The sequence below is a fragment of the Arthrobacter sp. UYEF21 genome, from assembly GCF_040546085.1.
In the GTDB taxonomy this organism is placed as follows: domain Bacteria; phylum Actinomycetota; class Actinomycetes; order Actinomycetales; family Micrococcaceae; genus Arthrobacter.
The window spans coordinates 442,173-465,887 of record NZ_JBEPNF010000001.1 but is presented as its reverse complement, the minus strand read 5'-3'; the positions used below and the strand labels follow the sequence as shown (position 1 = coordinate 465,887).

The 23,715-nt window shown below is 64.7% G+C and carries 25 protein-coding genes and 4 tRNA genes; 13 read left to right on the top strand and 16 right to left on the bottom strand.

Annotated features, from left to right (window positions below; genetic code table 11):
• Positions 1-24 precede the first annotated feature (24 nt).
• From ABIB27_RS02205 to ABIB27_RS02195, 3 genes are all read right to left on the bottom strand, one after another.
• Positions 25-648, bottom strand: a complete 624-nt coding sequence (locus ABIB27_RS02205; protein WP_354214420.1) for an ATP-dependent Clp protease proteolytic subunit — start codon at positions 646-648, stop codon at positions 25-27.
• A gap of 250 nt (positions 649-898) precedes the next feature.
• Complete coding sequence (gene tig, locus ABIB27_RS02200; protein WP_354214241.1) at positions 899-2,302, bottom strand: trigger factor; 1,404 nt, start codon at positions 2,300-2,302, stop codon at positions 899-901.
• 75 nt (positions 2,303-2,377) lie between these two features.
• A tRNA-Pro gene (locus tag ABIB27_RS02195) sits at positions 2,378-2,452 on the bottom strand.
• 147 nt (positions 2,453-2,599) lie between these two features.
• Here ABIB27_RS02195 and ABIB27_RS02190 point away from each other — a divergent pair.
• Positions 2,600-2,670: transfer RNA gene (locus tag ABIB27_RS02190), tRNA-Gly, on the top strand.
• Between the two features lie 85 nt (positions 2,671-2,755).
• On the opposite strand, the gene ABIB27_RS02185 is transcribed toward ABIB27_RS02190, so the two are convergent.
• The 3 genes from ABIB27_RS02185 to ABIB27_RS02175 all read right to left on the bottom strand — a co-directional run bounded on the left by ABIB27_RS02185 (position 2,756) and on the right by ABIB27_RS02175 (position 5,222).
• Positions 2,756-3,643: an Fpg/Nei family DNA glycosylase gene (locus ABIB27_RS02185; protein WP_354214240.1), complete on the bottom strand. Its 888-nt coding sequence runs from the start codon at positions 3,641-3,643 to the stop codon at positions 2,756-2,758.
• On the bottom strand, positions 3,643-4,137 hold the full coding sequence (locus tag ABIB27_RS02180) for a ribose-5-phosphate isomerase (protein WP_354214239.1): 495 nt from the start codon (positions 4,135-4,137) through the stop codon (positions 3,643-3,645). Before ABIB27_RS02180 ends, ABIB27_RS02185 begins: the two co-directional genes overlap by 1 nt.
• Before the next feature lie 74 nt (positions 4,138-4,211).
• Positions 4,212-5,222: a hypothetical protein gene (locus ABIB27_RS02175; RefSeq protein ID WP_354253434.1), complete on the bottom strand. Its 1,011-nt coding sequence runs from the start codon at positions 5,220-5,222 to the stop codon at positions 4,212-4,214.
• A gap of 109 nt (positions 5,223-5,331) precedes the next feature.
• Between ABIB27_RS02175 and pepN the strand changes: the two genes are divergently transcribed.
• Together pepN and ABIB27_RS02165 are read left to right on the top strand one after the other, a co-directional pair.
• Positions 5,332-7,899, top strand: a complete 2,568-nt coding sequence (gene pepN / locus ABIB27_RS02170; protein ID WP_354253433.1) for an aminopeptidase N — start codon at positions 5,332-5,334, stop codon at positions 7,897-7,899.
• 9 nt (positions 7,900-7,908) lie between these two features.
• The gene (locus tag ABIB27_RS02165) at positions 7,909-8,391 is read left to right on the top strand and encodes an OsmC family protein (protein ID WP_354253431.1); all 483 of its coding nucleotides are present in this window, start codon (positions 7,909-7,911) and stop codon (positions 8,389-8,391) included.
• Here ABIB27_RS02165 and ABIB27_RS02160 read toward each other — a convergent pair whose 3' ends face one another.
• A complete protein-coding gene (locus ABIB27_RS02160; RefSeq protein WP_354253430.1) occupies positions 8,392-9,033 on the bottom strand; it encodes a Rossmann-fold NAD(P)-binding domain-containing protein in 642 nt (213 codons plus the stop codon). It abuts the gene before it with no gap.
• Positions 9,034-9,151: 118 nt separating this feature from the next.
• Between ABIB27_RS02160 and ABIB27_RS02155 the strand changes: the two genes are divergently transcribed.
• Both ABIB27_RS02155 and ABIB27_RS02150 read left to right on the top strand, forming a co-directional pair.
• Positions 9,152-9,835, top strand: a complete 684-nt coding sequence (locus ABIB27_RS02155) for a mechanosensitive ion channel family protein (RefSeq protein WP_354214234.1) — start codon at positions 9,152-9,154, stop codon at positions 9,833-9,835.
• A gap of 4 nt (positions 9,836-9,839) precedes the next feature.
• Complete coding sequence (locus tag ABIB27_RS02150) at positions 9,840-10,292, top strand: globin (RefSeq protein WP_354214233.1); 453 nt, start codon at positions 9,840-9,842, stop codon at positions 10,290-10,292.
• On the opposite strand, the gene ABIB27_RS02145 is transcribed toward ABIB27_RS02150, so the two are convergent.
• Positions 10,289-10,945 (bottom strand): DUF8185 domain-containing protein, encoded by a 657-nt coding sequence (locus tag ABIB27_RS02145; RefSeq protein ID WP_354214232.1) that lies wholly within the window; start codon positions 10,943-10,945, stop codon positions 10,289-10,291. The genes ABIB27_RS02150 and ABIB27_RS02145 overlap by 4 nt on opposite strands.
• Before the next feature lie 63 nt (positions 10,946-11,008).
• Here ABIB27_RS02145 and ABIB27_RS02140 point away from each other — a divergent pair, with 63 nt between their 5' ends.
• Entirely contained in the window at positions 11,009-11,989 is a 981-nt protein-coding gene (locus ABIB27_RS02140) for an acyl-CoA thioesterase (RefSeq protein ID WP_354214231.1), read from the top strand.
• A gap of 185 nt (positions 11,990-12,174) precedes the next feature.
• On the opposite strand, the gene ettA is transcribed toward ABIB27_RS02140, so the two are convergent.
• The 3 genes from ettA to ABIB27_RS02125 all read right to left on the bottom strand — a co-directional run bounded on the left by ettA (position 12,175) and on the right by ABIB27_RS02125 (position 15,169).
• On the bottom strand, positions 12,175-13,857 hold the full coding sequence (gene ettA, locus ABIB27_RS02135) for an energy-dependent translational throttle protein EttA (RefSeq protein WP_354214230.1): 1,683 nt from the start codon (positions 13,855-13,857) through the stop codon (positions 12,175-12,177).
• Positions 13,858-13,903: 46 nt separating this feature from the next.
• A complete protein-coding gene (locus tag ABIB27_RS02130; protein WP_354214229.1) occupies positions 13,904-14,521 on the bottom strand; it encodes a DUF6993 domain-containing protein in 618 nt (205 codons plus the stop codon).
• Between the two features lie 108 nt (positions 14,522-14,629).
• The gene (locus ABIB27_RS02125; RefSeq protein ID WP_354214228.1) at positions 14,630-15,169 is read right to left on the bottom strand and encodes a single-stranded DNA-binding protein; all 540 of its coding nucleotides are present in this window, start codon (positions 15,167-15,169) and stop codon (positions 14,630-14,632) included.
• A gap of 210 nt (positions 15,170-15,379) precedes the next feature.
• Between ABIB27_RS02125 and ABIB27_RS02120 the strand changes: the two genes are divergently transcribed.
• Positions 15,380-15,455, top strand: a tRNA-Arg gene (locus ABIB27_RS02120).
• Between the two features lie 133 nt (positions 15,456-15,588).
• Here the strand turns inward: ABIB27_RS02120 and ABIB27_RS02115 are convergent.
• Positions 15,589-16,374, bottom strand: coding sequence for a sugar phosphate isomerase/epimerase family protein (locus ABIB27_RS02115; RefSeq protein ID WP_354214419.1), 786 nt, complete (start codon positions 16,372-16,374; stop codon positions 15,589-15,591).
• 138 nt (positions 16,375-16,512) lie between these two features.
• Positions 16,513-16,848, bottom strand: a complete 336-nt coding sequence (locus ABIB27_RS02110) for a hypothetical protein (RefSeq protein WP_354253429.1) — start codon at positions 16,846-16,848, stop codon at positions 16,513-16,515.
• 82 nt (positions 16,849-16,930) lie between these two features.
• Between ABIB27_RS02110 and ABIB27_RS02105 the strand changes: the two genes are divergently transcribed.
• Complete coding sequence (locus ABIB27_RS02105) at positions 16,931-18,022, top strand: LacI family DNA-binding transcriptional regulator (RefSeq protein ID WP_354214226.1); 1,092 nt, start codon at positions 16,931-16,933, stop codon at positions 18,020-18,022.
• A gap of 173 nt (positions 18,023-18,195) precedes the next feature.
• On the opposite strand, the gene ABIB27_RS19385 is transcribed toward ABIB27_RS02105, so the two are convergent.
• A complete protein-coding gene (locus ABIB27_RS19385) occupies positions 18,196-18,405 on the bottom strand; it encodes a M24 family metallopeptidase (RefSeq protein ID WP_502909089.1) in 210 nt (69 codons plus the stop codon).
• 198 nt (positions 18,406-18,603) lie between these two features.
• Here ABIB27_RS19385 and ABIB27_RS02095 point away from each other — a divergent pair, with 198 nt between their 5' ends.
• Together ABIB27_RS02095 and ABIB27_RS02090 are read left to right on the top strand one after the other, a co-directional pair.
• On the top strand, positions 18,604-18,783 hold the full coding sequence (locus tag ABIB27_RS02095; protein ID WP_354214437.1) for a hypothetical protein: 180 nt from the start codon (positions 18,604-18,606) through the stop codon (positions 18,781-18,783).
• Between the two features lie 9 nt (positions 18,784-18,792).
• Positions 18,793-19,479, top strand: coding sequence for a DNA alkylation repair protein (locus ABIB27_RS02090; protein WP_354214225.1), 687 nt, complete (start codon positions 18,793-18,795; stop codon positions 19,477-19,479).
• On the opposite strand, the gene mptB is transcribed toward ABIB27_RS02090, so the two are convergent.
• The gene (gene mptB / locus ABIB27_RS02085; protein ID WP_354214224.1) at positions 19,472-21,028 is read right to left on the bottom strand and encodes a polyprenol phosphomannose-dependent alpha 1,6 mannosyltransferase MptB; all 1,557 of its coding nucleotides are present in this window, start codon (positions 21,026-21,028) and stop codon (positions 19,472-19,474) included. The genes ABIB27_RS02090 and mptB overlap by 8 nt on opposite strands.
• A gap of 163 nt (positions 21,029-21,191) precedes the next feature.
• Here mptB and orn point away from each other — a divergent pair, with 163 nt between their 5' ends.
• From orn to def, 3 genes are all read left to right on the top strand, one after another.
• Complete coding sequence (gene orn / locus ABIB27_RS02080) at positions 21,192-21,815, top strand: oligoribonuclease (protein ID WP_354214223.1); 624 nt, start codon at positions 21,192-21,194, stop codon at positions 21,813-21,815.
• A gap of 129 nt (positions 21,816-21,944) precedes the next feature.
• Positions 21,945-22,017, top strand: a tRNA-His gene (locus ABIB27_RS02075).
• A gap of 114 nt (positions 22,018-22,131) precedes the next feature.
• Positions 22,132-22,704: a peptide deformylase gene (gene def, locus ABIB27_RS02070; protein ID WP_354253428.1), complete on the top strand. Its 573-nt coding sequence runs from the start codon at positions 22,132-22,134 to the stop codon at positions 22,702-22,704.
• Positions 22,705-22,859: 155 nt separating this feature from the next.
• On the opposite strand, the gene ABIB27_RS02065 is transcribed toward def, so the two are convergent.
• Complete coding sequence (locus tag ABIB27_RS02065) at positions 22,860-23,657, bottom strand: HNH endonuclease family protein (RefSeq protein ID WP_354253427.1); 798 nt, start codon at positions 23,655-23,657, stop codon at positions 22,860-22,862.
• Between the last annotated feature and the right edge of the window lie 58 nt (positions 23,658-23,715).

The following is a 23,715-nucleotide window of genomic DNA, read 5'->3' as shown; positions in this document are numbered from 1 at the left end:
ATCTGGATGTTCGAAAGTGCCGGGTTACTTCTCGGAGGCCGGCTCGCCGGAGGTGCCGTTGGCGGTTCCGCCACCGCCGGAGACGGAACCGGCGTGGGCCGCGATCTTGTCGAAGAAGCCGTATTCGAGTGCTTCGGTGGCAGTGAACCACTTGTCGCGGTCGTTGTCCTTCAGGATGGTTTCCACGTTCTGGCCGGTCTGGTCTGCAGTCAGTTCGGCCATGACCTTCTTCATGTGCAGGATCAGCTCGGCCTGGATCTTGATGTCCGAGGCCGTACCGCCGATGCCGCCGGAGGGCTGGTGCATCAGGACGCGGGCGTTGGGGGTGGCGTAGCGCTTGCCCTTGGTGCCGGAGGACAGCAGGAACTGGCCCATGGAGGCCGCCAGGCCGGTGGCCACGGTGACGACGTCGTTGGGGATGAACTGCATGGTGTCGTAGATGGCCATGCCTGCGGTGACGGAGCCGCCGGGAGAGTTGATGTAGAGGTAGATGTCCTTTTCCGGGTTCTCGGCGGACAGGAGCAGCAACTGCGAGCAGATGGCGTTCGCGTTGTCGTCACGCACCTCGGAACCCAGCCAGATGATCCGCTCTTTCAGGAGCCGGTTGTAGATGTAGTTGTCCTGGGCGGCCGGATCGACAGTCGCCATCCGGGGGGCCTCTGCGTGCTGTGACATGTGTATTACCTCTCGCTGGTGACGGTGACATCACTGAACTTCACTACTTGGACACTAACCGCTTTGATCACCGATTTGTTCGCCGGAATCGCGCTGTTCGCTGACGGCGCACGATAGCCGGGCAGTGTACGAAGCCGGTCCGTTTAGTGCGGCGCCGTTAACGAGGACAGCCCCCGGACCCGTAGGTCCAGGGGGCTGCCTCAGTCGCACTGCCGGGGGCGTGCTAGAACTTCACTGCTGCCGGGTCATCACTCGGGGTGGCCTCGGTCTCGGCATTGGAGTCCTCAGCAGCGTTCGACGCGGCTTCGCCTTCACCAGCCGGAGCTTCTTCTTCGCCGCCGGGACGGACGAAGTCGCTGAGGTCAACGGCCTTGCCGTCGGAGTCGGTCACGGTTGCCTGGCCGAGAACCACTGCCAGTGCCTTGCGGCGGCGGACCTCGGAAACCATCATGGGGACCTGGCCGCTCTGATCGATGATCTGGGCGAACTGGTTCGGATCCATGCCGTACTGGCTGGCGGTGGAGACGATGTAGTCGATCAGCTCGTTCTGGCTGACGTTGACTTCTTCCTTTTCGGCGATCGCGTCGAGGATGATTTCGTTCTGGAAGGCGCGGGCCGTGTTGGCCTTGACCTCTTCGCGGTGCTCCTCGGTGTCGTGCTCGCCTTCACCGTGGCCGTTGCCCTCCTTGAAGTGGGCTTCGAGCTGCTCTTCAACCACAGAGTCCGGAACCGGAACCTCAACGAGCTCAACGAGCCTGTCCAGGACCTTGTCGCGGGCCTCGACGCCCTGCTCAACAACCTTGGAGTCGGCAGCCTGCTTGGCCAGGTCCTCGCGGAGTTCAGCAAGGGTGTCGAACTCCGACGCCAGCTGGGCGAAGTCGTCGTTGGCCTCGGGGAGCTCGCGCTCCTTGACGGCCTTGAGGACAACCTTCACCTGGGCGGACTCGCCGGCGTGGTCGCCACCAACTAGGGTGGTGTCGAAGATGGCGTCTTCGTCTACGCTCAGGCCGGTGACGGCCTCGTCCAGGCCCTCAAGCATGGTGCCGGCGCCCACCTGGTAGGACAGGCCGGCAGCGGAGTCAACGTCGGCGCCGTCAACCGTGGCGGTGATGTCGATGGTCAGGAAGTCGCCATCGGCAGCCGGGCGGTCCACGGACTTGAGCGTGCCGAAGCGGCCACGCAGTTCGTCCAGTGCCTTGTCGACGTCTTCGTCGGAGGATTCTGCAGCGGCGACCTCGACCTTGATGCCGGCGTAGTCCGGGAGTTCGATCTCGGGCCGGATATCAACCTCGGCGTGGAACTTCAGCTCCCCATCCGTGGACGTGGGGTCCGGAACTTCGGTGATCTCAACCTCAGGACGGCTCAGTGGGCGGATGCCGGATTCCTGCACCGCTGCCTGGTACCAGCCGTTGAGGCCTTCGTTGATGGCCGTCTCCAGGACGTAGCCGCGGCCGACGCGCTGGTCGATCAGCTTGGAGGGGACCTTGCCCTTACGGAAACCAGGAACCTGGATCTGCGAAGCAACAGTCTTGTATGCCTCGTCGATGCTGGGCTTCAGTTCCTTAAAGGGGACCTCAACATTGAGCTTGACCCGCGTGGGGGTGAGGTTCTCGACAGCGCTCTTCACGGTCTAAGTACTCCTGGGATTGTGGGATGGGTATCTGCAACGCAATTGCCCAGGCCATCGGCCCGGGCCGCAGAGTCGGGGTGACAGGATTTGAACCTGCGACTTCCTGCTCCCAAAGCAGGTGCTCTAGCCAAGCTGAGCTACACCCCGTAAGTGCACAGGCAAGTCTACGGTGATTTTGGCCGGGATTGCACATTTGACACGTGGGCCATGAATTAGGTTTAGTTGTATCCGGCTTCAACAGCCAGCCCGAAGAAACGCAGTCAGCCAAGCATTACGGCGAAGCTGTATTTTTCCGGGGACGTAGCTTAATGGTAAAGCCTCAGTCTTCCAAACTGATTACGCGGGTTCGATTCCCGTCGTCCCCTCTGGATGCATAGCAAGGAAGCAGGGCCCCTCATCGAGGGGCCCTGCTTCCTTGGTTGGCTGTCTTTTTGGTTACTGCCGGCAGGGTTACTGCTGGCAGCCAGGACACCAGTAGAGTTTGCGGCCCACCAACTCGGTGATGGCCACCGGAGTGCCACAGACCCGGCACGGGAGCCCTTCCCGCTTGTACACGTAATGTGCGTCGTCAGCGGAGGGAAGCACAGCACCTTCCTCCCAACAGGCCGCCGGCGTGGTAATAATCCGCCCGTCGCGGACGCCGTCGGCCATTACGTCGGCGGTGTCGCCCCACAGGAGTCCGGCAGCGACAGCCGACAGGGCATTGCCCGGCAGCCACGGGTCCAGTCTTTGGCGGAAAAGCACTTCGGCCCGGTAGACGTTGCCGACGCCGGCAATCACCTTCTGGTCCATCAGCAGCGCTGCGATGGGCGTCTTCCGGGACGACAGTCCCGTCACAAAGCGGGCCCTGTCCCCCGGCTGGTTCCGCAGCGGGTCGGGACCGAGCCGGGCCAGGACGGCACGCACCTCGGCCTCGGTAATGGCAGCACAGGTGGTGGCACCGCGCAGGTCAGCCCAGCCGTGGCGGCTCACGAGCCGAACACGGACGGCCCCACGAGGCTCAGGCGGACCCGAATACTCGGGGTCATCGTCGTCCTGAAAGACTTCGCGCTCCCCGATCTTCCGCGGTGCGCCGATGCTGGAGGCCCCGCGGAACGTGGCGTCGCCGCCGAAGTCCCAGGCCCCGTAGAGCCCCAGGTGGACGTGCAGCACGACGGCGTGGTCAAAGTGCAGGAAGAGGTGCTTGCCGTGGGCGCGCGAGTCCGTCAGCACCTGGCCGTCCAACAGCGCGGCGCCGGCGGCGAACCTGCCTTGGGGGCTGCTGACGGACAGTGATTCTCCCGTAAAGACGTCGCCGAACTGCTGTGCGAGGCGGCGAACCGAATGCCCTTCAGGCACTACTCGATGACCTCGCCGGTGGCTTCGTAAGCGGCAATCTTGCCGATGCGGCGGACGTGCCGCTCGTCGTTGCTGAATGGTTCGGCGAGGAAGGCTTCGATCAGTTCGGTTGCTTCCTCAACCGTGTGCTGCCGCCCGCCCACAGCCACTACATTGGCATCGTTGTGTTCGCGGGCCAGCGTGGCGGTGGAGTGGTTCCAGGCCAGGGCTGCCCGAACACCCTTCACCTTGTTGGCCGCGATCTGTTCGCCGTTGCCGGAGCCGCCCAGGACGATGCCCAAAGCATGCACGCCTGCCTGCTGGTCTGCCACCACGGCGAGCGCTGCATTGATGCAAAAGGAGGGGTAGTCGTCCAGCGCGTCGTACTCTCGGGGACCGTGGTCCACAATGTCGTAGCCCTTGGCCGTGAGGTGGTTGACCAGATGGGCGCTGAGTTCCATGCCTGCGTGGTCGGTGGCAATGTGTACCCGCGGGAAGGCAGGGGAAGAAGTCACAGCAGTATCCGTTCGTTTCGGCGCGCCCAGCGGTGCTGGTTCAGGCCAGGGTCAGAGCAACACGGACAAGGATACTAGGACTCCGTGCCGCCTGCGCCTGAGGCACCCCCGTGCGCCCTCGCCGCGACGCGGGTCAGCACGTCAGCTAGCCGCGCCGCCGTCGCAGCACTGCCGCCGCTGACGGCCACGTTGCGGCCGTCCGTTTTGCGGACGACGACGGCGGGGCCGCTGGTGACCAGCATCGCGGCGGTGCTGCCGTGGTTCCGGTAGCCCCACCCGCCGTAGTCGGCGGCGCGTACGTCCGCGGCGCTGACAGTGGAAATCGCAGCGGCCGGAACATCCAGGATCGGCAACACGCCGGCCAACAGCACACGCAAGCCCCGGCGGTCGGCCTTGACCCGGGCGAAGAGAAACCCGGCGGCCACAGCCGCAACGGCCGCCACCAAGGCACCAAGCCACGGCAGCGCCACGGCAATCAGCGCCGCCGGAAAGAGGCTGGCTACAGCGATCATGACAAAAACAGAACTGCGGGCATGCACCCAGAGGCGATAGGTGTCCTTGGTCAGTTCGGGATCCAGCTCGCGGGCCAGGGCGAGCTCCAGGGCCTGGTCATCCTCGGGCGACCATTGGCTGTCAGCCTTGAACACAAACCCCATGATGACTCCGAGAGACAACGCCGCTCCGCTTCCAACCGCGAGTACGATCATGTCCACATGTGACTCCCGGGCATCGCTGAGCCCGGTCTGGCCTACCAGTCCAGCCGCCAGGACAGCAGTGATGAACAGGCTCAGGGACAGTCCTGCGCCCATCATGATCCGCCGCATCACGGTGGGGCGGGACAGCGGCACCGCCTGGGACAGCACCAGGCAGCCGGCTGCGATAATGAGCAACGCTCCGCCCCACGTATAGGCACCGAACGGGGCAAAGGACGCGCCGCCGTCGGCCGTCCAGCTGATCGCCACGGGGTCCGGAAGATCAGCCCGCAGCAAAAAGGCGCTGAACACAAACGCCGCCGCCAGGACCACCGGAAAACCCACCGCGAACCGCAGCGCCCTGGCATCCACCGAATCCCGGATCTTTCCCATGCATTAACGCTACCCCCGCCGGCGGCCGTGACAGAATGACTTCACTGTGCCGGTGCGGGCCCCCGCCCGCCGGCAACCGATACCCCTTCTGGAGGCCCTCTTGCCAGGTATGAACCTGACTCGCGACGAAGCCCGCGAGCGTGCCGAACTGATCAATGTTGACTCCTACGATGTCAGTCTGGACCTCACCCGCGGCGCGAAGGTCTTCGGGACCACCACCACGGTGAAGTTCACGGGAGTGCCGGGCTCCTCGACGTTCATCGACGCCGTCACCCACACCGTGCACAGCGTCACGCTCAACGGGCGCCCCCTGGATCCGAAGTCTGTGGCCGACGGCGTCCGCATTCAGTTGCCGGACCTGGCGGACTCCAACGAGCTCACAGTGGTGGCGGACGCACCCTACATGAACACCGGCGAAGGACTCCACCGGTTCGTCGATCCTGTGGACAACGAGGTTTACCTGTACACCCAGTTCGAAGTGCCCGACTCCCGGCGCATGTTCGCGGTGTTTGAGCAGCCGGACCTCAAGGGCACCTTCGCGTTCACCGTTACGGCGCCGTCGCATTGGGACATTATCTCCAACTCCCCCACCCCCGCACGGGTGGAAGCCGCTCCCGCGGACGACGGCAGCGCCCACTCCGTCTGGACGTTCGCCCCCACCCCGCGGCTCTCCTCCTACGTCACGGCCTTGATCGCCGGACCGTACCAGTCGGTCCGGAGCGAGGTGGCCAGCTCCGACGGCCGCGTGATCCCGCTGGGCGTGTTCGCCAGGAAATCACTGATGCAGTACCTCGATGCGGACAATATTTTCGACCTGACCCGCCAGGGCTTCGAATTCTTCGAGGCGCAGTTCGGCTTCGCTTATCCGTTCGAAAAGTACGACCAGCTGTTTGTGCCGGAGTTCAATGCCGGCGCCATGGAAAACGCCGGCGCAGTGACCATCCTGGAAGGCTACGTTTTCCGCAGCAAGGTCACCGGGGCGCAGATCGAACGCCGTGCCATCACTGTGCTGCACGAACTCGCCCACATGTGGTTCGGCGACCTGGTGACCATGCGCTGGTGGAACGACCTCTGGCTTAATGAGTCCTTCGCCGAATACATGTCCCACCTCGCGGCGGTGGAAAACACGTCCTTCACCAGCGCCTGGACCACCTTCGCGTCGGTGGAGAAGTCCTGGGCCTACCGCCAGGACCAGCTGCCCACCACCCACCCGATCTTCGCCGAGATCAATGACCTCCAGGATGTGGAGGTCAATTTCGACGGCATCACCTACGCCAAGGGCGCCTCGGTGCTGCGCCAGCTCGTGGCCTGGGTGGGGCCGGAGCAGTTCATGGCCGGCGTCCGCGAATACTTCGCCAAGCACGCCTGGCAAAACACCGAGCTCAGCGACTTGATGGTGGAACTCGAAAAGGCCAGCGGGCGCGACCTCGACCAGTGGGGCCGGCTCTGGCTGGAGACCGCCGGCGTCAATACACTCAAGCCCGAGCTGGAGGTGGACGCGGCCGGGAACCTAACCGCCTTCAGCATCGTCCAGTCCGCCGTGGCGGAATGGCCCACCCTCCGTCCGCACCGGCTGGCCGTCGGGTTCTACAACCTGAACAGTGCCGGCAAACTGGAACGCGTGCACCGTGAGGAGCTCGACGTCGACGGCGAGCGCACGGAGGTGCCCGCACTGGCGGGGCTCGCGCAGCCGGACCTGATCTTGGTAAACGATGACGACCTCGCCTACGCCAAGGTCAGGCTGGACGCGAAGTCCCTGGCCACGGCCACGGCACACCTGAAGGATTTCAGCGAGAGCCTGCCCCGCACCCTGGTGTGGAACTCCGCGTGGGACGCGGCGCGCGACGGCGAGACCCCCGCACGCCGGTACTTGGAGCTGATCCTGGCCAACGTGGCTGCCGAATCGGATTCCGCGGTGATCATGATCCAGCTGCGCCAACTGGCCACCACGTTGAACTTCTACGTCGCCGGGGAGCACCGCCAGGCCACCACCGTCGCGGCCGCGGACACCCTGTGGGACCTGGCCAGCGCAGCATCGGGCGGCTCTGACGCCCAGCTGCAGTTTGTGAAGTCCTTCGCACTCCTGACAAGCAGTTCCGGCCAGCTGGACACTGTGGCCGGTCTTCTGGACGGCTCCGTTGAGCTGGACGGGCTCACCGTGGACCAGGACCTGCGCTGGGAACTGCTCGCGTCGCTGGTGGCCGGCGGGCGTTTGGGCCAGGAGCAGATCGATGCCGAACTGGAGCGGGACAACACAGCCAGCGGGCAGAACGCTGCCGCCCTGGCCCAGGCGGCGATCCCCACCCCCGAGGCCAAGGCTGCCGCTTGGAAGTCGATCGTGGTCACGGGTGAGCTCTCCAATGCCCTGCAGGGTTCGGCAGTCACCGGCTTTATGCGTGTGCAGGACCGTACGCTCCTGGAGCCCTACATGGAAAAGTACTTCGAGGCCGTTCCGGGGATCGTGGCGAACCGCACCCACGCACTCGCCCAGCAGATCGTCGTCGGGCTTTACCCGGCGCTGCTGACGACGCAGGCCACCGTTGACCGGACGGACACCTTCCTGGCCGGACTCCCGGCGGACAGTGCAGCCCTGCGGCGCATGATGCTGGAAAACCGCGACGGCGTGGCGCGGGCCCTGCGGGCCCGTGCGGCGGACGTCCTTCCGGGCGACGTTTAGGCCGGCGGCATGAGCCTGGGCGAGCACCACTATTCGCTGACCGTGCAGTGGACCGGCAACCTGGGTGAGGGGACGGGGTCATACCGCGGCTACTCGCGGGACCACGACATTGTGGTGCCCGGGCTGCCGGTCCTCAAGGGGTCAGCTGATCCGACGTTCCATGGGGACCGGGAACGCTTCAACCCGGAGCAGTTGCTCCTGGCCGCGCTCGCCCAATGCCACATGCTGTCCTTCCTGCACGTGGCTGTCAAGCACGGGGTGGTGGTTACTGACTATCAGGACGAGGCCACCGGTGTGATGCGCCTGAACCGGGACGGCAGTGGACAGTTCGAGTCCGTCACATTAAACCCGCGGGTGAACGTGGCGGACCCTGCCCACGTGGAGCTCGCAGAGCAGCTGCATCGGGAAGCCAACCAGGTCTGCTTCATCGCCCGGAGCGTAAATTTCCCCGTGCTGCATTCCCCGGTCACTGTGTCGGATGACCCCATCTAACTAGCAGGTAACGCACCCAAATCGTCCTTTGAGTGCGTTAAGTGCGAGCCAGTTGGGGTGGGCGGTGGGGTCAGGGGCTGCGAAGGAACTCCTCAGCCAGCCGGGCTTCTGTTGCCTGGTTGCTGCGGGTGCAGAACCCTTCGTAGCCCCTGGCAGCCACAGCGGGAGCGAATCCGGCCCGGACCAGTAGTCGATGCCGTGCACGGCGAGCCAGTCCGCCGGAGCGTGCAGCACCTCGCCCTGATATCCGGCCGACGTCCGCGACTCCTCGACGTAATCGCCGAAAGGCACCGGGTCCCCCACCGCGTTAAGCGCTTCGGCGTCGCCCGGCGTCGAATGGTCTGCGTAGACAGAGCAGCTGGACACAACGGTCCAGTGGCCGGCCCCGTGGGCAAGTGCTGCCAGCGCTTCGGTGGCAGGCACCGGATCCCGGGCCACGTCGATGACGGCATCCCAGTCTCTCACCACGTCCGCGTAACTGTTCGCGCCGAGTGAACGGTGGGATTTCACCCGCCGGGTACCGGCCGGCGGTTCCGCCGCGGAACCGCGGGCCAGGCAGGTGACCTTGTGCCCCGCCGCCACGGCCTGCCGGGCAATTTCCGACGAGAGGAAGGCGGTTCCGCCAAGGATCAGGATGCGCATGGGTACACTGCACGACGCTAGTGTTGAAGGAGAACAGAGCCCTATGCGCCGGTTGACCCCGCGCGTTGGCCTACGTTATCCCAGCCGCCGCCGGAGACCCCAAGGAGTTTCACCCTCTATGTTCAGCATGATGTCGATTGCCCCGTCCCTTACCGCCGAGCCCCACGGCGTCAGCGTGGCGGGCATCGTGATCAGTCTCGGTATCGGTGTCACGATATGGCTGGTGGCGACCTTCCTGATTTCCAGGATCAGCAGGCGGGTGGCGTCGGGCAGCAATTTCTTCAAGAAACCGCATTTCAAGTGGGTGGCCCCTGCCATCCGGGCACTCGACCATGAGCGCCGCGTGCAGCGGGCGGAAACCATCGGTTCATTGCTCAACAGCATTGTGGGCGTCCTGGTGGCCGTGATCACCACCATGTATGTCCTGCAGAACCTGGACATCAACATCGCCCCGCTGCTGACCAGCGTGGGAATCCTGGGTGTGGCCATTGGTTTCGGCGCCCAGCAGCTGATCCGTGACTTCCTCGCCGGCATCTTCATCACCATCGAGGACCAGTATGGGATCGGCGATGTCATCGAAACCAGCGAGGTAGTGGGTGTAGTCGAGTCCATGGGACTGCGCATCACCCGGGTCCGTTCCGAGGACGGCGCCATCTGGTACCTCCGCAACGGTGAGATCCTGCGCGTGGGCAACCGTTCGCAGGGAACGTACGTTCCCGTCCCGGCCTCTCCGGCCGACGAAACTGCTTTGCATGAGCCTGCCACCGAGGCCAGGAAGACTGAACAGAAGGCGGGAGAATAGAGCCATGACCATACCCGCCGAACCGCAACGGCCACGCCAGCTCATGCAGAACGATCCCTTCAGCCAGCCTGGCTATACCGACAATTTCTATGACGCCGTGGGCGGACACCCGACCTTCGTCAAACTGCTCGATGTGTTCTACGACGGCGTGGCGGCGGATCCGCTGTTGCGCCCGATGTACCCGGAAGAGGATCTTGGCCCCGCCAAGCGGCGCTTCCGGATGTTCCTGGAGCAGTACTGGGGCGGGCCCACCACTTATGGGGAGGAGCGCGGCCACCCGCGCCTGCGGATGCGCCACATGCCGTTCCGGGTCACTCAGGAAGCGAAGGAACGATGGCTGTTCCACATGCGGACGGCGGTGGACTCCCTGGCACTGCCGCCCCTTTATGATGGAACGCTCTGGGACTACATGGAGCGCGCCGCGCTGTCCATGGTGAACAGTCCGTCGGAAGCTTAAAGGCCGCTGCCGGTCCGCACCAGGACGTGCCCGCGGGGCCCGGTGAGGCGGAACCACCGGCCAGCCCGGTACAGCACCTGCTCGCCGTCTCCGAGGAATCCGAGCGTCAGGGCAGCGAACGCTGCTCCGGCCGGGAGCCCCGAGTCATCCAGGGCGCGGCCCCACACCGCGGCGCGCGCGTTGTTAACGATGAGTGCCCCCGGCTGGGAGGGAACAATGCCGGCCACTTCTGTGATGCCGGCTTCGGCGGTACGGCGCAGTTCTGCATCGGACAGCGCGCCGACCAGCTCCCAGCCCGTCCGCGGCGCGCCGACTCCAGTCCACGATTCGGTGACAGTGGACGGCGGAACCGGCAGTTCGACGTCGTCCTCCCCTGCTCTCGCCAGGCGGTCAAGGACGGCTGACAACGCGACGGTGGCGTCAATCGAAGAAGGCTCCGCAAGCCCGATGGTCCGCAGGCCCAGGATGGTGGGTGTGGATTCGCCCAACAGCCGGGGGCGCAGGACACACACGTAGGCCGCTAACACGGAACCGGAAGCCTGGAGCCGGATGGCGCCGTCGTCGATTGCTTTGGCGCGCGTAGCGAACGTGCGCAGATCGGCGAGATCACGCGGATCTGCGAAGCGGAAGGACTCGGTGAGTAGATCAGACACACTAAGAACACTACCGGCTGCGCCTTGGTTGAGCGGTGCCGGGGCTGCGTCTAGAGTCGAACCATGACTGAAGCCGAAACCGGACTGCTGGCGCCGCCCAGCGGCGACCCCACCTCAACGCTCATCCAGCTCCTCGACCTGGGCGAGCTGGAAGGCGCCAGGACGGATGAAGACATCTTCCTCGGCCCGTCACAGCGGCAGCCCCGCCAGCGCGTGTTCGGCGGCCAGGTACTGGCGCAGTCACTGGTCGCTTCGATGCGGACCGTGGACCCGGAACGCTTTGTCCATTCCATGCATGGCTACTTCCTGCGGCCCGGCGATGCCAACAAGCCCATCACGTTCGGGGTCCAGCGGTTGCGGGACGGCCGGTCCTTTTCTGCACGGCGTGTCCACGCCTACCAGGAAGGCGTGCCGATCCTGTCGATGATCGCGTCGTTCCAGGATCCGGACGAAGGCCCCGACCACGAGTCCCGGATGCCTGCCGGGATTCCCGACCCTGAGTCGCTGCCCAGTACCGCCGAACTGCTGGGTAAATTCGACCACCCCATCGCACAGCACTGGGCCTATGAGCGGCCCTTTGATATCCGTCACGTGGACCCGCCCATCTATGTCTCCGCCAAGCGGAAACAGGAAGCCAGGAACGCTGTCTGGATGAAGACCCTCGGGCCCATGCCGGACGATGCGAACGTGCACCGGGCCGCCCTGGCCTACGCGAGCGACTACACCCTGCTGGAATCCATCCTGCGCCGCCACGGGTTGAGCTGGATCACCCCCGGCATGAGCGTCGCCAGCCTGGACCACGCCATGTGGTGGCACCGGCCGGCCCGCGTGGATGAGTGGCTGCTCTACGTCCAGGAATCCCCCAGCGCCCAGGGCGCCCGCGGCCTCGCCACCGGGAAGATCTTCAACCAGGCTGGGCAGCACGTCGCCTCCGTTGCCCAGGAAGGGATGATCCGCGTTCCTTCCGATTTGAAGAACAAAGTGGTGGGTGCGGTCCAGTCCAAACTCCTGCAGCACCAGATCCGCAAGGCCGTGCGGGACTGAATCTTCCGCACAACCGACCCGCTCAGGACTGAATCACCCCAATCGCTGCTCTATCCCAGGCAGCAGAAAGGCCGGCACCCCCCTTCCGTCGAAGCTAGGGGCGCCGGCCTTTCTTTGGCGCTTACCCAGCCGAGGCTGGAGCGGTCAGGGCTGCTTCAGTTGCGGCTGGATCAGTCGCGGCTGGATCAGTCGCGCGTGAGGCGGCGGTGCGTGACACGGTGCGGCTTGGCCGCATCGGGGCCGAGCCGCTCGACCTTGTTCTCCTCGTAGGATTCGAAGTTGCCCTCGAACCAGTACCACTTGGAGGGGTTCTCCTCGTCACCTTCATAGGCCAGGATGTGGGTGGCCACCCGGTCCAGGAACCAGCGGTCGTGCGACACCACTACGGCGCAGCCCGGGAACTCCAGCAAGGCGTTCTCGAGGCTGCTGAGCGTTTCGACGTCGAGGTCGTTAGTGGGTTCGTCAAGGAGCAACAGATTTCCGCCCTGCTTGAGGGTCAGCGCAAGGTTCAGTCGGTTGCGCTCACCACCGGAGAGCACCCCGGCCTTCTTCTGCTGGTCCGGGCCCTTGAAGCCGAAGGCGGCAACGTAGGCGCGGGACGGCATTTCCACGTGGCCAACCTGGATGTAGTCCAGGCCGTCGGAAACAACTTCCCACAGCGTCTTGTTTGGGTCGATGCCGCCGCGGCTCTGGTCCGCGTAAGAGATCTTGACCGAATCGCCGATCTTCAGCTCGCCGCCGTCGAGCGGTTCAAGGCCAACGATGGTCTTGAACAGGGTGGACTTGCCCACGCCGTTAGGACCAATGACGCCCACAATGCCGTTGCGCGGCAGCGTGAAGGACAGGCCGTCGATCAGTGTGCGGTCGTCGAAGCCCTTCTGCAGGTTCTTGGCCTCCAGGACCAGACCGCCCAGGCGCGGGCCCGGCGGAATCTGGATCTCTTCGAAGTCGAGCTTGCGGGTGCGGTCTGCCTCGGCAGCCATCTCCTCGTAGCGGGCCAGACGGGCCTTGGACTTGGTCTGGCGGCCCTTGGCGTTGGAGCGCACCCATTCGAGTTCCTCGGTCAGTCGCTTGGCCTGCTTGGCGTCCTTCTTACCCTGGACTTCAAGCCGCGCACGCTTCTTCTCCAGGTACGTGGAGTAGTTGCCCTCGTAGGGGTAGAGGTGGCCGCGGTCAACCTCCGCGATCCATTCCGCAACGTGGTCAAGGAAGTACCGGTCGTGGGTGACGGCCAGGACTGCGCCGGCGTAGCTGGAGAGGTGCTGTTCCAGCCACAGAACGCTCTCGGCGTCCAGGTGGTTGGTGGGCTCGTCCAGGAGCAGGAGGTCCGGCTTCTGCAGCAGGAGCTTGCAGAGCGCCACGCGGCGGCGCTCACCGCCGGAGAGGAGGGTCACGTCGGCGTCCGCCGGCGGGCAGCGAAGCGCGTCCATGGCCTGCTCCAGCTGGGAGTCGAGGTCCCAGGCGTCCGCAGCGTCAATGGCTTCCTGCAGCTGGCCCATTTCTTCGAGCAGCGTGTCATAGTCAGCGTCAGGGCTGGCCATTTCCTCGGAGATCTCGTTGAAGCGCTGGATCTTGCCGTAGATCTCGCCGACACCTTCCTGGACGTTGCCCAGAACGGTCTTTTCCTCGTTCAGCGGCGGTTCCTGCAGCAGGATGCCCACGGTGTAGCCGGGGCTGAGCCGGGCCTCACCGTTGGACGGGGTGTCCAGGCCGGCCATGATCTTCAGAATGGTGGACTTACCGGCACCGTTGGGGCCAACAACACCAATTTTGGCGCCCGGGAAGAAGGACATGCTTACATCGTCAAGAATGAGTTTTTCGCCAACGGCCTTGCGGGCCTTGGTCATTGTGTAAATAAATTCCGCCATGGGTCCAAATCTAGTGGGTTGGCGGGCATAACTCACATTCGGGGCCCTAGACAGCTGCCCCGACGAAGCACTTCCCGCTGGCCAGGACCGGAAGGACCGTGACCGTAACGCTGCCGTCACGGATATGGCCGAACACGCAGTCCGTGCCCTGCAGCACCGCGGACTCAATGGCATCGGCCGCCAGCCCGGTGGGCGTGCGGCTCGCCGATACCTCCAGGGTTGCCGGGGCGACTCCGGCGCCGGTGAGCGCCTCGGTCACCTGCGCTGTGGCCGGCTTGGGCGTTCCTGCCGCGAGCCGTGTCAGGGCATCCGTCACGGCCTGTTTCATCGCGGCGGTGGCGGGGGCCTCCGCCGACGTCCTCCCGGACGGCCCGGCCGTGCCGGACGTGGTGCCTGGCACGGCTGTGCCGGAGCCTGCGATGGCTGCGGTGCCTTGCCCGGCGGACTCAGCGGTGCCGGGCTGGGTGGCAGCCACGTCTGACGGAGCGCCGGCCGGCCCCGTCGCGGCCCGAGACCCGCCGGTGCAGGCCGCCAGCAACAGCGTTGCCAAGAGACCAGCAGCAATGTATGCCGGAACCCTGCCCAGCCCTGTTGCACGCTGCCGGGAAAGCGCCGGCCGGCTGGTGACGGGGATTGCCTGCCGGTGTTCGGTCGCGCGCTTCATGCCGCCATTCTGTCACGCGGCCAGGCCCGCAATGGAACTGCAGGGGTGCCGGCGGACCGCCGGCACCCCACCTGCGGATGGGCCGCGTGGTAACTGCCGTGTCCACGTTCAGACGGCGGAGTCGGCGAGCTCGCCTGTTTGACTGTCCACCGGGATGCAGTTGCCTACCCCATCCTCGAGGAAGACTGCTGCCGCCGCGGGATCTTCATCAGTATCCCCAGGGTCGCCCGGATCCCCGCCATCCTCGTCAGGATCGGTGGGTCCGCCGTCAGCGATGTGCTGGGGTCCGTTGTTGACTGTGCGGATGTAGTTGGCCGAACCCCACATGAGATCGTGGCCCACGGACTCAGCATCGACTTCGTGCGCGAAGTAAATTCGGCCCTCTTTCTCCCACGTCCGCAGCTTCAGCCGGCCCACCACGATGACGCGCTGACCCTTCTTGATGCTGCACCCCATGTTGCCCGCCAATTGGCGGTACCCCTGGACAGTGAACCAGTTGGTGTGGGTGTCCACCCATGTACTCGTTGTGCGGTCGAAGCGCCGGGCCGTTGACCCAAGGCGGAACGATGCAGTTCCCACACCCGTTGTGGTTGTGGAAGTTTTGATGTCGGTGGCAACGAAGCCCCGGAAAGTCATGTAGTCGCTCATTGTCTTGTCCTGTCTCGAAAGGTGGTGCCTAGCGGCAGAACCAGCTTCGCGCCACCGCAGACGGACTGCGAGGGGTGACTTTGCCTATGTGCACAACCCTGCTGTGAACCCGCCTGTGGAGGACAAGTGCCGGCCGCACGCGACCGGTGACGCAGCCGCACGCGGGGATGTAAACTTTTCATGCGCCGGATTTTGGTCGTGGCGCCACGTGCCCCAGTAGCTCAGGGGATAGAGCAGCGGCCTTCTAATCCGCCGGTCGGGGGTTCGATTCCCTCCTGGGGCACCACCGTGATGAGTTGGAACATCCTGACGGATGCGTCGGACAAACAGGAACACCCCGGTCTTTGGACCGGGGTGTTCCTGTTTGTCCGTGCCATTCTTTTTGGGCTCAGAGGGCACTGCCTGCGCGCTGACTCGGGTCAGGCGAATGGCAACACGAGTTCCGCATACCGTGCCTTGACGGTCTCCAGGACGGAGTCGCCGTCGGTGTCCCAGATCTCCTGGTAGAAAATTCCCACCTCGATATCGCCTGTGAAGCCGGCCTCCCGGACCCAGGTGGTGATGGTGGCAAGGTCAATGACGCCGTCGCCTATGTAACCCCGGGACAGCAGCGAATCGGCTGCAACGGGCATGTTGAAATCGCAGACCTGGTACGAGGCAAGGCGCCCCTCCCGGCCCGCGCGTTCAATCTGTGCCTTCAGGTCCGGATCCCACCAGACGTGGAAGGTATCAACGGCGACGCCGACAGATTCCGCATCGAACGCCGCAGCGAGGTCCAACGCTTGCCCCAACGTGGACATCAGGGCGCGGTCAGCGGCGTGCATCGGATGCAGTGGCTCCAGCACCAGCCTGATGCAGTGTTCCGCAGCAAACGGGACCAGATCGGCAAGCCGGTCTGCCACGCGCCGGCGCGTTGCAACCACGTCCTTCTCCCCCGGCGCCAGGCCGCCGACCACCAGGAAAAGTTCGCTGGTGTCCAGCGCAGCGGCTTCGAGGATCGCGGCGCGGTTGTCGGCCAGGGCAGCGGCCTGCCCCTCGGCGTCGGCGGCTGTGAGGAATCCCCCACGGCACAGGGAAGAGACCCGGAGACCGGCGTCCTTGATCAGGCGCGCCGCCTTGTCCAGGCCGGCCTCCTCCACCCGGTCCCGACAAGGAACGTGCACCACGCCCGCGGTGACGCCGGCTTCCTTGCCGATGCGGGCCAGTTCGATGGCCTCTTCGAGGGTTTCCGCTGGGGCTTCTCCGTGAAGATGTGCTTACCGGCCAGCATCGCTTTCCGGAGCGTGGCGGCACGGAGGCGGGTCATGGAGGCATCGAAGATGATGTCAACGGTAGGTCATTGATCACGGAGTCCAGGTAGTGGTCCACTCGGACACCTTGTGCAGTTCTGCCAGTTCGCGGATCTTGGCTTCATTGCGGCCCACCAGAATCGGCTCGACCTGGACTTTGGTGCCGTCCGCCAGCGTGAAGCCACCGGCATCGCGGATGGGAAAGATGGAACGCAGCAGGTGCTGGCGGTAGCCCATCCGGCCGGTGATGCCGTTCATGGCGATGCCGATCGTCTTATTTTCGAAGCCTGTGTGTCCTCCACGGTAAGTGAGCGTTGTATTACTCAAGCCGAGCCGGGAAAGCGCATTCCCTTTGCCTTTATGATGCACCAGCCAAATGATGCTTGGCAAGCGCTTTCCCTAACCTCTTCATCAAACTGCCATACTGAATGAGCGCCATTTACGCTGGCTTTTCGCCCGAACAGGAGACGACATGGTTGCAAGTACCCTCACCGACGTCGCCCGCCTGGCCGGCGTATCACCGGCCACCGCTTCCCGGGTGCTCAACGGCTCGGCCCGGAAGCCCGGCCAGGACATCGCCGATCGGGTACGCAAAGCCGCCGATTCCCTGGGGTATATTCCCAACGCCCAGGCCCAGGGGCTCGCCAAGTCGAGCTCGGGCCTGATTGGCCTGATCGTCCACGACATCGCCGACCCCTATTTTGCGGCTATTGCACGCGGGGTCCAGGAAGCCGCCCGGGAACAGGGCCGGATGGTTCTGCTGGCAACAACTGCCGGCGCCCCTGCGGACGAAAAGGAAGCGGTGGCCGCCTTTGCCGCCCGGCGGGCCGATGCGATTGTGATCGCCGGATCCCGCTCCGTCCGGCCCGGGGACCACGACGGCAATGCCGAGCTGGCTGCCGAACTGGACCGCTATTGCCGCAACGGTGGCCAGGTGGCAGTGGTGGGGCACCCCGTCGTCGGCTCTTCAGTTTGCGAGGGCTACCACGTGCTGACCGTGCCCAACGAGGAGCTCGCCGCCAACCTTGCCTCAGAGTTGGCCGCTGCAGGGGACCACCAATTCGTCATCATCGGCGGGCCTGCCGGCCTTTTCACCTCAGACGACCGCATCCGCGGTTTCCAGAGCGGCCTTGCTGCCGCCGGATCGCCGGCCGCCGAAGTCATCCGCACGGACTTCAACCGCTCCGGCGGGTTCGATGCCGGCGTTACCCTGGCCGCCCGGATCAAAGCTGCTCAAGCCCCAGCCGACACCGCCCCTGCGCAAAGCAGTCAAGGGATCTGCATCTTTGCCGTGAACGATGTTATGGCCATCGGGGCGGCCGCGGCTCTGCGCAGTAAAGGCCTCCGCATTCCCCGCGACGCCACCATCGCCGGCTTTGACGACATCGAGACGCTCCGGGATTTCCGTCCAGCCCTCTCCACCGTCCACCTGCCGCTGGAGGAAATCGGTCGGCAAGCCACGCTCCGGGCAGCGGGAACGGCCCAGGACGACAGACCCATCACCGGCCACGTCACCTTGCGGCGCAGCACTGAAGCCACATTTCATTCCGGCGCGGCAAACTAGCCTGCTTGCAGGGACTACGCCACCCCTGCCGGCAATCGACGGCGGTTCTGCCCCTCCGATTCGCAGCTACGGGAGGGTGAGGATCACCGGACCATCGGCAGTGATGGCCACAGTGTGCTCGCTGGCGCTTCCCGGCGGCCGTTGGCAGAGCGCAGGGTCCACTCGTCGTCGTCTTAGTAGTCGTCCTTGCGGCCCAGGATCATGGGTCGCTGGGCGATGACCAGTCCCTCGGTCAGCTTGATCCCGCGGCCAGGCCTGAAGTCGTTGGGGACTGGGGGTTCGGCGTGCATGGTGCGGCCGATTCCGTGTCCGCTGTGGTCAGCCAGCAGGCCATACCCCGCCCTGCGCGCAGCGCCGCCGACAGCATAGGCCAGGTCTCCCATCTTGTTGCCGATCCGCGCAGCCTCGATCCCGCGGCCAGGGCGGCATCCGTGGCATATGGGAAACGGCACTGAGGCCCAGCGCGGGTGGTAGTTGAGGAAGGCCGGTGTCGCCCCGGCCTTGGCATGGATTCGGCGGCGTGGCTGTCGAGGTCACGCAGCACACCACCCACCCCGGCAGCATCGCGGACGGCGGCCAGCGTGTTCGCCGCAACGCGTCCTGCGTCCCGCATCGGGGAGATCTCCTCCGGGCTCCTGATCATGGACATCAGTGGAATCCTCCCGTGGTTGGCGTGTTTCCCACTCTATGTCCGGGGCGCGGCAGGTGGCGTCGAAGCCGACGGGCAACTGCGCCAGGCGCCGGAAATAGCGGCTGGCTAGAGTTGGAGCATGGTGAACCGCGAACTCTTGGCCGCCATCCGCACAGCGCTGATGGAACAGGCTGATCCCGTACGTGCGGCGGGGGCACAGGCCTACATGAAATCATCCATTCTTTCCCTCGGTGTCAGAGTGCCCGAGGTCCGCCGTTCGGTGCTGGCCGCGGCCACCGCCTATCCTTTTGACTCACCCGAACAGCTGCGCGTGACCGTACTGGAACTATGGCGGGAAGCGCAGTGGCGGGAGGAGCGCTACGCGGCGATCGACCTCACCGCACTGCGGCTGGTTGCCAAGGAACCCCTGATGCTGCCGGTGTACGAGGAAATCGTCCGCACGGGTGCCTGGTGGGACTTCGTGGACGGGGTGAGCCCACGCGTCTGCGCCTTGCTGCAGGCGCACCGGTCCGTGATGACGCCCGTGCTGCGTGCCTGGAGTACGGATGAGGACTTCTGGATCAGGCGCGCTGCCATCACGTCCCAGCTGAAGGCGAAGGCTGCAACCGATACCGCCCTGCTGCGCGAAGCCATCGAGGCGAACCTCGCGGATCCGGAGTTCTTCATCCGGAAAGCCATCGGCTGGGCTCTCCGGGAGTACGCCAAGAGCAACCCTTCGTGGGTCCGGGTTTTCGTCGCAGAACACGCGGCGCAGTTGTGTCCGTTGTCCCGGAAGGAAGCCCTGCGGCATCTGAACCCTAGATGACCGGGCGCTCGGTAACCGGCTCGCCAGTTTTCCGGAAGAGCCGCTTTGTGAGCGGATCCATAAAAATTAGGTACATGGCAAAAAGGAGGCCGGTAATCGCCGCCGCGAACCGGGCCAAAACCAGTGCGAGCCCCAGATCCTCGGTCTGGAGGTAGGGAAATACTTCCAGCTGGTCCGAAATCGCGTAGATCATAAAGAACGACACGATGAAATAAAGCGCCTTGACCTGCCAGTCATTGCGGATGCCGCTCACCGCAAACAGCGGAATGAGCCAGACCACATACCAGGACTGGATCATGGGCGCCAGCACCACCACGGCCGCGAAAGCAAGCGTCAGGCGCCGAATGAGGCGCTCGTGCTCACCCTTGAAGATCTGGAAGGCGACGATGCCCACGGCAAGTACCTTCCCGGCATCGAACACCCACCCTGCCAGCGTCCACCCGTCGAGACCAAAGGCATTCGAAATAGAGGCAACCACCAGGCCCACGAGCCCCACCGGGGCGTACCAGATGAAGATGCTGCCCGGCGCAGAGAGTCCGTTAATCCAGCCGAAGCCGAATCCATTGACCAGGCTCAGGGCATACAGCATGGCGAGGCTCAGCGCGCCGGTGAGGGCCCAAAAGAGGAACTTCCGGGACCAGCCGGCGTTCTTTCCGGCCCACATGAGGCCGATGAACGGGAGGAAAACCACGGTGATGGGCTTGACCGCGATGGACAGGGTTAGCAGGACAATCCCCCTGACCACGCGCTTGGTGGCCGCGTAATAGAGCCCAGCCAGCGCCAGCCCGATCATGAGGGCATCGTTGTGGACGCTGGCAATGAAGTTGGTCAGGAACAACGGGTTGGCGGCGGTGAGCCAGAGCGCGCGGTGCGGATTGACGCCATGGAGCTCAGCCAGCTTGGGCACGTAGATGATGCAAAGTACCACGCCGACAAGCGCAACCAGCCTGAACAGCATCACGCTGGCTTCGGGTTGGACGTTGGTGGACCAGACAACAAACTGCTCAATCCAGAGGAAGAGTTGTCCATAGGGCACGGGAGCTTCGGTCCACAGCCTGTCGGCGCCAAGCTGGAAGTAGTTGGACAGCGCTGAGATGCCGTTCTCGTAGGGGTTGAACCCCTCAACCATCAGCCGGCCCTGACCGATGTACGCGTACACGTCACGGCTGAACAGCGGGACACTGATGACCATCGGCAGGCCCCAGGCCGCGATGGCCTGCAGGGTCGCCTTGCGCGCCTGGGGCCCCCAGACCCGGACCCGCTGGCCCAGCCGCAGCCAGGCGCGGACAAGGAGCATCCCGCCGATGGCGAGCAACACAATGGCCAGGGCAACCCCGATCGCCTCCGTGCGCATCCAGATGAAGATCGGCACCCTGCGGAGTTCCGAGACGGGCGCAAGCCAGCCGACGCCTACTGACCCGATCGCCATAAAGAGCGAGCCGACAAACCCAGCCAGGATCGGGGACCGGGGGTTATCAACTTCGGCCGAACCGGACCCCGGGATCACAGCGTTGGCCATCTCCCCCGTTGCAGGCACACGCGCCGTCATCTCAGGATCGTCCAATCTCTTTGCTTTCAGCGCTTCGGCCCAGCGGGCCGCGGTAGCCGCCCGGGCCGCGCAGTCACAACACAGCGGCAGAAGTACCAGCCTCTCTGTACCCGAAATCCTAGCATCGGAACGTTGCGCCGGAGCTGAACGGTAGGCTGGTCCGGTGCCTATATCTAACGAACGCATCGTCTGGATCGACTGCGAAATGACCGGCCTTGACATCAAGAACGACGCCCTGATCGAAGTGGCGGCGCTGGTGACGGACTCGGAGCTGAACATTCTGGGTGAGGGCGTGGACGTGGTGATCAAACCCGAGGACGCCGCCCTCGCCCAGATGAACGACTTCGTCCGGGACATGCACACCCGGTCCGGGCTGCTGGAGGAATTGCCGCACGGAAAGACCATGGCCGAGGCTGAGGCTGCCGTGATGGGGTACATCGAAAAGTGGGTGCCGGATCCACGCAAGGCCCCGCTGGGCGGCAACTCGGTGGGAACAGACCGGGTGTTCCTCTCGCGTGACATGCCCGCCGTCGTTGAACACCTGCACTACCGGGTGATCGACGTGAGCACCATCAAGGAACTCTCACGCCGCTGGTTCGCCCGGTCATATTTCCAGTCTCCCGCCAAGAAGGGCGGCCACCGAGCGTTGGGGGACATCAAGGATTCCATCGACGAACTGCGTTACTACCGCGAGGCGGTCTTTGTGCCGGCTCCCGGGCCTGACAGCGTCACAGCACGCGGGATTGCCCAGCGGATTACCGGCGGGCAGACCACCCCCGGCGAGTAATCTGCGCCACGTTTTGCGGAATTTTCCGCGAAAACCCCAAAAGTGGCGCAACCATCCCCTAACAGCAGGTAAGCTATTTGAGTTGCCTTTCCAGAGGACCGGGTCACCGGATTACCTGCAGGGCACATGGTGGGCTTAGCTCAGTTGGCAGAGCGCCTGGTTGTGGTCCAGGAGGTCGCGGGTTCAACCCCCGTAGCTCACCCTCACAGGGCGGCGAAAGCAGCCGTTCCCCTGGAGGCCGTACCGGATGTCCGGTGCGGCCTTCTTTTTTGCACAAATGCCGGCGTCACGCCGCACGCACGAAGGGTCAGCTGAGATGACAGTTCTGCCGATCACCATCTGGGGAGAACCGGTACTCCACCGCCGCGCCGCCGAAGTGGAAGTGTTCGACGACGGCCTGCGCACCCTGATTGCCGACATGTTCGAAACCAATGATGCTGCGAACGGCGTGGGCCTGGCAGCCCCGCAGGTTGGTGTAGGCAAAAGAATCTTCGTCTACAAATTCGCCAACGACGACGAGGCTCCCCCCGTTGGAGTTGTGGTCAACCCCGTCCTGACGCTGTCCAAAGTTTCCGGGGCCCTGCCCGACCCCGACGAGGAGGAGGAAGGCTGCCTCTCCTTCCCGGGTGGCCAGTTCCCGCTCAAGCGCGCGGAGTGGGCGCGGGTCCAGGGCTTCGACGGCGACGGGCAGCCGGTCGACTTCGAAGCCACCGGCTGGTTTGCCAGGCTCATCCAGCATGAATATGACCATCTGGACGGCAAGCTGTATGTGAACCGGCTTCTGGACCGCTACTCACGGAAAGCCATGAAACTGGCTAAGAAGAGCGGCTGGGGTGTTCCCGGGCTGACCTGGATGCCGGGCGTGGACCCGGACCCGTTCGGACACTAGGCGCCCTCCCTGACATCCGGTCCGGCGCCCTCTATCCTGTGGACCAAGACAGACCGCAACAGTCCGGGCGCCGGCCGCTCAAGCTGCTTGCGGCGGCGGTTCCGATAGGTGCCTTACGGACGGCTGCCTTGGCCACGGCATGTAACGACGCGGGCTTACCCTGCTGATATGGTCCGCTGATCCGGACACGAGTCCAGGACACGCTTCATGGCTTCCTTCTCAGCGTCGGACACCCATAATCCATAGGCGGCCTTCACCGAAATCTGGCGGGCCACGTAGTGGCAGCGGAAGTTATTGTTCTTCGGCAGCCAGGTGGCCGCGTCCTCTGCGCTCTTCTGCTGGTTTGCCGGACCGTCCGCGGCGATGAGGTTGAGTGGATCGTTAGCCAGGCTTTGACGCTGCTGCGGGGTCAGTTCCTGGGCGCCCTTCTGCCAGGCGTCACCGAGCGCCACAACGTGGTCGATCTGGATTTCCTTGCTGCTCTCCGGGCCGCGCCGGAAGTTTAGGGCTTTCCCCGTGTAGGGCTCCAGGATGCCACCGGACTCCACCCTGCATTTGGATCCCTCAGTGAAGCCCACTGAGGCCAGGTCCCGGCGGAGGATGTCGTTGCGGGTGTCGCAGCCGTTCCGGTCAACATCAAGCCAGGCCTGCCCGAACGCCTCGCGCTGATAGTTGTTCTTCGGTGCACGGCCCTTGACCGTGAGCCCCTCCAAGGCAGCACGGGCGCTCCCCTTCGGCACAGGGTAAACCGGGACTACCGGCTTCATCCAGGTGCCGTCAAAAACGGGCGCCTGACTCGGTCCGTCAACGGCCGGTTCAGCGGCGGCGAACTGGCCGGCTGTGAAAAACCACGCTGCTGAGGCCAGCGCAGAAACCGCGAGGACCGCCAGCAAAGCCCACGCTTGCCTCGAGCGACGGCGGGCACGGCGGTAGGCGGCCCAGCTGACGGTCATGGGCTGCCAACTCTTCCGGAAATGCCGTGCATTAGAAGAGCCTAGGGCACCCCACTGA